Source organism: Chlorobium ferrooxidans DSM 13031 (genome assembly GCF_000168715.1).
Classification (GTDB): Bacteria; Bacteroidota; Chlorobiia; order Chlorobiales; family Chlorobiaceae; genus Chlorobium; species Chlorobium ferrooxidans.
The window spans coordinates 13589-22192 of sequence record NZ_AASE01000018.1 but is presented as its reverse complement, the minus strand read 5'-3'; the positions used below and the strand labels follow the sequence as shown (position 1 = coordinate 22192).

The window sequence follows — 8604 nt, the reverse complement described above, 5'->3', positions numbered from 1 at the left end:
CATTGAAAGCTTTATTATTTATTTACTGAGAGTCGATCATGTGCATGCGTTGAGCGGCAGTACTCTTTGCGTGGTTTGAGCAGGCGGTTCGGATAACTGTTTTTGAGATAACCGGAATAGGTCGTGCATCGTTGTCGGTTTCAGTACGATTTCCGGTTATTTTTTTACTCTGTAGTGCGGTGTAATTATGGTGTTTTTATTGATTATTTTTATGTGTTCCCGATTTGGGTTATCTGTTTGCCATGAAAAGTGATGATGAAAAAGGTGGTTATACCCTGGTTTTCTTCAATGCGGGGTGCCGCAGGAGGTATTGATGAGCGCTTGATGGATTCATGATGAAAACAACTTATGTGAACAGCTTTTATACTGTTGCCGGTATGGCAGGCAGGGATTTTTTAGCAGTAAAGATCGAATTACGCTACAAGTTCATTTTTCAGAGCGCCCAAAGCAATACATCATCATGGACAAAACGCTTTTATCCGGTAAAACGCAACATGGCAACTCGAACATGAGCAATGTTGCTGAGCGGAGCCATTCAAATTATGGATGGCATCATTATCATGATAACTCGGATGCTCCAGGCCATATCAGGCATGACCATACGGGCAACTTCGGGATGAACCGGGCGATTATTGAGGAGACGAACGTTTCGTTATCGACCGGAGGTATGTTGATGATAAAGGGCAACGAGAGTCCGATGTCGTTTATTAAACAGGCTGACAACGTCGGCCGTACCGGAACCTTTACTATCGGGACGAACGGCGTTTGGAGTTATACGGCAAACAGTGCGTTTGACTCACTGAATGTCCGGGAGTCGATACCGGAACGCTTTAGCGTAACGTTGACAGACGGTAAAACGCAGGTTGAAAGGGTGCAAATAACCGGCACCAATGATGCTGCGGTAATTAGTGGAGATGTCAGCACCACTATCGCCGAAACGGATGAGGCTCTCACGGCAACGGGTCAGCTTGCTGTAACTGATATCGATAATCCTTCACTCTTTGTTGCTCAGATAGAGACTGAAGGTATTCATGGCAAATTCAGTATTGATGAATCCGGACTTTGGAGCTACATAGCCAACAGTGCCTTTGATGAACTCAACGAAGGAGAGTCCCTGACCGACAGCTTTATTGTTACTGCGGCCGACGGGACTACTGAAGTGGTGCGTGTTACGATAACCGGTACAAACGAAATTCTGCCAGCCGGCGGTTCAGTTGCTGAAAGTTTACCGGTATTGTCGTCATCAGGTAACAAGAGTGTTGCAATCATAACGGGCGACATCAATGCAAGTGCGCTGGAAACGAATGCTGTTATTACAGCTACGGGTAATCTTTCGGTTGCCTCCAACCCACTTCCCTTTGTTGCAGAGAACGGCAGGGTAGGGAGTACGGGGATATTCAGTATCGGAGCGGACGGGTTGTGGAACTTTACAGCAAACAGTGCGTTTGACGGCATGAATGTTGGCGAAACCGTAAAAGAGTCCTTTACGGTTTCGACCGTGGATGGTATGACGGAAGTGGTGACGGTGACCATAACCGGCACGAACGATGTTGCGGTTATTTCTGGCGACTTCAATGCAACGGTATTGGAGACGAATGCTCTGATAGCGGTAACGGGCAGGCTTTCTGCGGTCGATATAGATAACCCGGCCATATTTTCAGCACAGAGCGGCATTAAAGGCATGTACGGCGTATTCGATATGGGTAGTGACGGTGCATGGAGTTACAGGGCAGGCAGTGCGTTTGACAGCCTGAATATTGGTGATACCCTCACGGAGAGCTTTACGGCATCGACAATTGACGGTACCTCCGGGTTGGTAACGGTGACGATAGCAGGTACGAATGACGCAGCGGTCATAACCGGTGACTCAAGTGCGAGTTACGTCGAGACGAATGCGGCCATGACGGTTATGGGCAGGTTACTGGTTAATGATGTTGATAACCCGGCCGCCTTTGTCGCGCAGAGTGACAGCAAGGGGCGGACAGGAACATTCAGTATCGGAACGGATGGCGTCTGGAGCTACACAGCGAACAGTGCGTTCGACGGATTGAATGTCGGCGGCAAGGTAAAGGATCTCTTTTCAGTATTCACTTCGGATGGTACATCGCAGGTTGTGTCGGTTACGATAACGGGTACGAATGATGCGGCAATAATAACGGGTGATTTGAGCCCCACGGTATTTGAGACGAATACCGCAGTTTCGCTCACTGGAAGGTTGAGAGCAATGGACATGGATAACCCTTCTATCTTTGTAGCACAAAACGGTATTACGGGGTTGACGGGTACGTTCAGTATCGGAATGGACGGAGCATGGAGTTACAGGGCAAACAGTGCCTTTGACAGCCTGAAGGTCGGTGAAACGGTAACGGAAAGCTTCTCGGTATCGACAGTAGACGGTACGTCGGAGTTGGTGACGGTGATCATAACGGGAACCGATGATGCCTCTGTTGTGACGGGTAATTTCAGTGCCAGTGTCGCCGAAACGGATGCGCCAATAACAGCAAACGGCACGCTTACGGTGAGCGATATAGACAGCCCGTTTGCTTTTGTGGCACAGAGCGGCACAAAGGGAACTCTTGGTCTCTTCAGTATCGGTATAGACGGAGCCTGGGATTTCAGGGCCAGCAGTGCCTTTGATAATCTGAATGTCGGTGATACGCTTACAGAAAGTTTTGCGGTAACGACTATAGACGGGACAAGTGATCTGGTGACGGTGACGATAACGGGTACGAATGACGCAGCCGTGATAACGGGGAGCTTACATGCCAGTGAGGATGAGAGTGATGCGATGATAACGGCGACGGGTACGTTGCATGCGACGGACGTCGATAGCTCATCGGCCTTTATAGCGCAGACGGATGTAGCGGGAACAAACGGCACATTCAGTATCGGGACCGATGGAGTATGGATTTTCAGTGCAAACAGTGCGTTTGATGGTCTGAATGTGGACAGCAGCGTGACGGAGAGCTTCACGGTAACGACGGCAGACGGCACATCGGAAGTGGTAACCGTAACGATAAACGGCACGAACGATGCAGCGGTAATAACCGGTGATTTCAGTGCCACTGTAGCCGAGACTAATGAGGCAAGCACGGCCACGGGTCATCTTACCGTGACCGATTTAGATAATCCGGCTATCTTTCTTATTCAGACTGATAATGCAGGCTTCAATGGCAGCTTCAGTATCGATAGTGATGGACTTTGGAGTTATTCCGCCAACAGTGCGTTCGACTATTTGAATGATGGAGATTCGCTCGTTGAGAGTTTTATTGTAGAGAGTGCAGACGGGACGTCACAGATCGTGATGTTGACGATAATGGGAACGAATGATGCGGCGGTGATAACCGGTGATTTCAGTGCAAGTGTAGACGAGACCAATGTGCCGATCACGGCAACGGGCCATCTTTCGGTTACTGATGTAGATAATCCGGCTCTCTTTGTGGTTCAGACCGATACCGGAGGCATCAATGGCAGTTTCAGCATCGATGCTGCCGGACTGTGGAGTTATGCAGCCAACAGTGCCTTCGATGAGCTGAATGCTGGAGATACCCTCACAGAGAGTTTTACGGTATCGACAATGGATGGCACGACGGAGATCGTAACGGTAACGATAACGGGCACGAATGATGCCTTGACTACGAGCCAGATTGTTACACAACTTACCACGTCATGGGGTAGCGGACTTACCGGTTATACCTTTACCTGGCCGGCTGATTTAACCTCAATTTCCTATGCAATCAATGAAGGAACACCGACCAATGTGGACGGTTATACCCCTTCAGAAGGAGGTACCAGTCTGGTTCAGATGTCAGCGCTCCAGGTTGCAACCGCCCGGCTCTCTTTTCAGCTGCTTGATGATATCATGGCCAAATCATCGGGAGCTGACCATCGGCTGGTTCAAATCGCAGACCCATCAGCCAATATTACGCTGAACTATTCGAGTAACACCGGAGGGGGGACCTATACCATAAGTTTTGGTACCGTGGATACGGTAACCCAAAGCTTTTCCATAACCGCAGAACAGATCTGGTTAAGCTCTGCCTGGAGCTCCAATAGTGATATCGGAATGAGTCTGGGAAGTTATGGCTTGTTTACCATGATCCATGAGATCGGACATGCTCTGGGTCTCTCTCATCCCGGCGTATACGATGCAGGAAATGGCGGTACTATTACCTATCAGAATAACGCAGCGTTCGCGGAGGATAATCGTAAATATACGGTTATGTCCTATTTCGGGGGATATCTGCCAGGGTATGGCTGGTATCCGGATGGCACCTATTCCTCTTTTATATTTCCCCAGACCCCGATGCTCTATGATATTGCTGCCATTCAGGCTTTGCATGGTGCTGATACGGTAACCCGCACCGGGGATACCATATATGGATTCAATTGCAATCTCGCTTCAACTGATGCCGAACGGCCGATTTATGACTTCACCTCCAATGCGACGCCAATTTTTACCATCTGGGATGCAGGCGGCATGGATACCATTGATTGCTCCGGCTATACAACACAACAGATTATCAATCTGAACCCAGGCACCTACTCCTCTTTAGGCGGTATGACTGAGAATGTAGCTATTGCTTTTGACTGCACGATTGAAAGAGCTGTTGGTGGTTCCGGTAATGATGTGCTTATCGGCAGCGCAGCACTGAATTATCTGAATGGCGGAAATGCCGGGGATTTCTATATCGTCAATAGGGCAGGAGATCATTTAGCCGCCGAATTTGCAGATACCGGAACCACTGGTTCTGATGAAGTCCGCTTTGCCTCAACAATTGAACATGATACCTTGACCCTCTTTGCCGGGGATACAGGCATAGAGCGTGTTGTGATTGGTACGGGAGTTGGGATTAGTGGAGTGACTACCGGGACTACCTCCCTGGATGTTGATGCATCAGCAGTTTTGAATCCGATTGTTATTACCGGAAATGCCGGAGCCAATAAATTGACCGGTACAACCTATAACGACGTTCTTTATGGAGGAAAAGGGACAGATCTGCTCAACGGCGGAAATGGTTCGGATATCTATCACATCTTCTCTGCTGATGAGCACTTGTCTGCCGAATTTTCCGATACAGGAACAACAGGCAGTGATGATGTGCGGTTTGGTTCAACAATAGCAAATGATACCCTGACCCTTTATGCCGGCGACACGGGGATTGAACGCGTGACAGCTACCGGTACAGCAACACTCAATATTGATGCATCCGGAGTGTTGAACGGCCTTCTCCTGACCGGAAATGCGGGAAGCAATACGTTAACAGGAACAGCCTATTGTGATACTTTTACCGGAGGATCGGGAGCTGATAGCTTTGTCTTTACTTATCAGCTACAACCGGTAGTCAATAAAGATACCATTATTGACTTTCAGTCGGGTTCAGATGTTCTTGCATTCAGCAAAGGGAGCTTTACCGGGATAACCAGCTCTGCGGGTGGTTTGCTCAGCTCTGCAGAATTTTGGTCAGAAGCCGGAGCAACGGTTGGTCATGACAGTGACGACAGAATCATTTACGATACAGCAACAGGCAACCTGTATTATGATGATGATGGTAATGGAAGTGCAAACGCACGACTTGTTGCGCTTATCGGCACAACAGCGCACCCCGCACTGCTCTATACGGATATTTCGATTATCTCCTGAGCAACGTCTGGTTTGCCGGGTATTGTTTCTATGTTTTATGTGAAATATTTTTGTTATATCAATATAATGATGTAATATTATAGTGATTACTGCGGGTTTGTGAGGGTTTGGTGTGGGTTTGTGTATATTCCCTTTATAATACAAAGTGTATGGCGGACGAAAAAATGGAATGGATTTTTCCTCATAATGATAAAGCACACTTTTTATCATGGCAATCAGTAAAGTGAAATGGTTTGACGGCAAAAAGGGCTATGGCTTTATTTTGAATCCGGATGGCGGTGAGGATATTTTCGTTCATTTTTCAGCCATTCTTTCAGAACAGAGCTTCAAGGTCCTCAACCAGGATGCCGAAGTGGATTTCGAGCTTGATACAACCCAGAAAGGATTACAGGCAAAGAATGTTCGCGATATTTCCGGTATCAGTCAGTCAGAGGAGCAGCATCCGCAGATTCAGTCATATGGCTAACGTGCTCCTGTTTTATGCAAGCAGGGAGTTCTCCCTGAAGCTGAACCAGCCTGTATTGCCAATGATGATGTGATCAAGGAGATCGATCTGGATAAGTGCGCTCGCCTCTTTGAGGAGAGCGGTAACCTGCCGGTCGGCATTGCTTGGTTCAACATCTCCTGACGGGTGGTTATGTACGACAATGATTGCATGGGCACTCTCCCTTATTGCTGCTTTAAACACCTCTCTGGGGTGGATAAGTGATGCGTTCAATGTCCCGACAGAGACCAGCTCGCTTTTGATGATCTGGTTTTTTGTGTTCAGGTGCAGAACAAAGAGGTGCTCTTTTTTCTCGTCGGGAATCCGCCCTGCCATATATTCAAATACATCCCGTGCTGCCTGAATTTTTTTATTCTGGTTTCGACTGTAGTGCAGCCGTCTGTTCAGTTCAAAGATTGCCATAATCTGCATGGCTTTCGCCTCTCCTATTCCCCTGGTTTTCTGAAGCTCACTCAGAGTTAAATCGCTCAGCTTTTCAAGCCCGACCCGTGCAATCAGCTCATTGCAGGTATCGACGATGTTATGATTTTTTGTACCTGATCGCAGGATAATCGCCAGAAGCTCAGCTGGGCTGAGTGAGGCCGGTCCGGTGGTGAGAAAACGTTCCCGGGGCCTGTTCTCCGGGTCCAGATCGTGGATTCGCATAGTTGACTATAGTAATATTAATCTGTATTAGTGCGCAAGAGTATAATAAGTGTAATATTTTAAGGTACAGAAAATGAGTTAGACACAAAAGCAGATTTGTGTCAATACCGTTGTTGATTTGTTGGCGGGAAGATGAGGTTTATCGTTCAGGGATTTACAGCAGCACCATGGGGTGCTGCCGAAAATCATTTTGTTCAGGATTGAGGTAAAGGGGATTCAGCTGCGGGGAGAGCAGCTTTGACGGTGAAGAGGTGGTAGTTCATGCTGTCCTGAAGAGCCAGAAGGCTTGCTTCAATAATGTTGGTGGAAACGCCGACCGTGCCCCAGGTGTTGCGGCCATTACTGCTTTCAATCAGCACCCTCACTTTGGCGCTGGTGCCGCGTTTCTCTTCAAGCACACGGACCTTGTAGTCAATCAGCTTGATGGCCTTGATTTCAGGATAAAAATGGATCAGTGCCTTGCGCAGGGCCTTGTCGAGTGCGTTGACCGGACCGTCACCGTCAGCGGCAATATGTTCAATCTCACCACCAACCATCACCTTTAGAACGGCCTGATCGACATTTTTGGCATCCTTTCCGGATTCAATATGCACTTTGGTTTCAACTACCTCAAAGAACGGTTTGAAGCTGCCAAGCTCTTTCTGAAGGATCAGTTCGAACGAGGCTTCAGCGCCGTCAAACTGGTACCCTTTGTGTTCGAGTTCCTTGACATGGTTGACAATGTTCTTGATAACATCGCTTTTTTCGGGAATAGCAATCCCGAGTTCCTGGGCCTTGTAGCGAATATTGCTCTGACCGGCAAGTTCCGAAACCAGAACCCTCTGCCGGTTTCCGACAAGCGCAGGGTCGATATGCTCGTAGAGCGAACTCTCTTTCATGACCGCACTAACGTGGATGCCTCCCTTATGGGCAAATGCGGACTTTCCTACAAAGGGGGCCCTTGTGTTGGAGGGCATATTGAGAATCTCGTAGACAAACTTGGAGAGCTGAGTGAGCTTGCCGAGATTGTTTACTGAAGTTGAGGTACCCTCAAGTTTCAGCATGATGTTCGGAATGATGCTGATGAGGTTGGCATTGCCGCACCGCTCACCGATACCGTTTATGGTACCCTGCACATGGGTTGCACCAGCCTGGAGAGCCGCGATGGTATTTGCTACGGCAAGATCTCCGTCATTGTGGCTGTGGATCCCGACAGGGATGCCGGTAACCTGGAGCACATGGCGGACCATCTCGGTCACTTCATGCGGCAGTGAGCCTCCGTTGGTGTCGCAAAGAACGATTCTTGATGCACCGCCCTGAACTGCCGAGAGCAGCATTTTCAGCGCAAACGGCGGGTTATTTTTGTAACCGTCAAAAAAGTGTTCAGCATCAAAAAAAACCTCCCGACCTTCACTCTTGAGGAAAGAGACCGAGCGATAGATCAACTCGGCATTCTCCTCGTCTGATATCCCGAGACTTTTTTCGGAGTGGGCCTGCCAGGTTTTGCCGAATATGGTGATGACCGGAGTTTCTGACTGGAGGAGCCCCAGGAGATTGGGGTCGGTTTCAACACTTTTTGCAAAACGGGCGGTCGAACCGAACGAGCAGAGCTTTGCCTGTTTGAACTCCAGCTTGCGGGCTTTGATGAAAAACTCCTCATCCTTGGGATTACTGCTTGGCCATCCGCCCTCTATGTAATCCATGCCGAACTCATCAAGCCTCTCGGCAATAAGCAGCTTGTCCTGAACCGAAAGATTGATATGCTCACCCTGCGTTCCGTCGCGCAGGGTGGTGTCGTAAAGTTCTATTTTTCTTGATTGAACACTCATAA

Annotated in this window: 4 protein-coding genes; 2 read left to right on the top strand and 2 right to left on the bottom strand. The window is 48.5% G+C overall.

What is annotated here, in order from left to right; translation table 11 throughout:
- Positions 1-460: 460 nt before the first annotated feature.
- Together CFERDRAFT_RS08750 and CFERDRAFT_RS08745 are read left to right on the top strand one after the other, a co-directional pair.
- Positions 461-5644: a VCBS domain-containing protein gene (locus CFERDRAFT_RS08750; RefSeq protein ID WP_083791484.1), complete on the top strand. Its 5184-nt coding sequence runs from the start codon at positions 461-463 to the stop codon at positions 5642-5644.
- Between the two features lie 208 nt (positions 5645-5852).
- The gene (locus tag CFERDRAFT_RS08745; protein WP_006366859.1) at positions 5853-6110 is read left to right on the top strand and encodes a cold-shock protein; all 258 of its coding nucleotides are present in this window, start codon (positions 5853-5855) and stop codon (positions 6108-6110) included.
- 12 nt (positions 6111-6122) lie between these two features.
- On the opposite strand, the gene radC is transcribed toward CFERDRAFT_RS08745, so the two are convergent.
- Positions 6123-6794 carry a RadC family protein gene (radC, locus tag CFERDRAFT_RS08740; RefSeq protein ID WP_006366858.1) on the bottom strand — a complete coding sequence of 224 codons (672 nt, stop codon included), beginning with the start codon at positions 6792-6794 and terminating at the stop codon, positions 6123-6125.
- A 194-nt stretch (positions 6795-6988) separates the two neighbouring features.
- Positions 6989-8602, bottom strand: a complete 1614-nt coding sequence (gene cimA, locus CFERDRAFT_RS08735) for a citramalate synthase (protein ID WP_006366856.1) — start codon at positions 8600-8602, stop codon at positions 6989-6991.
- Positions 8603-8604 lie beyond the last annotated feature (2 nt).

What these genes read in the sequence shown, in the direction of transcription:
- cimA (WP_006366856.1), bottom strand. Translation starts at nt 8,602, where the DNA reads ATGAGTGTTCAATCAAGAAAAATAGAACTTTACGACACCACCCTGCGC.
- CFERDRAFT_RS08745 (WP_006366859.1), top strand. Translation starts at nt 5,853, where the DNA reads ATGGCAATCAGTAAAGTGAAATGGTTTGACGGCAAAAAGGGCTATGGC.
- CFERDRAFT_RS08750 (WP_083791484.1), top strand. Translation starts at nt 461, where the DNA reads ATGGACAAAACGCTTTTATCCGGTAAAACGCAACATGGCAACTCGAAC.
- radC (WP_006366858.1), bottom strand. Translation starts at nt 6,794, where the DNA reads ATGCGAATCCACGATCTGGACCCGGAGAACAGGCCCCGGGAACGTTTT.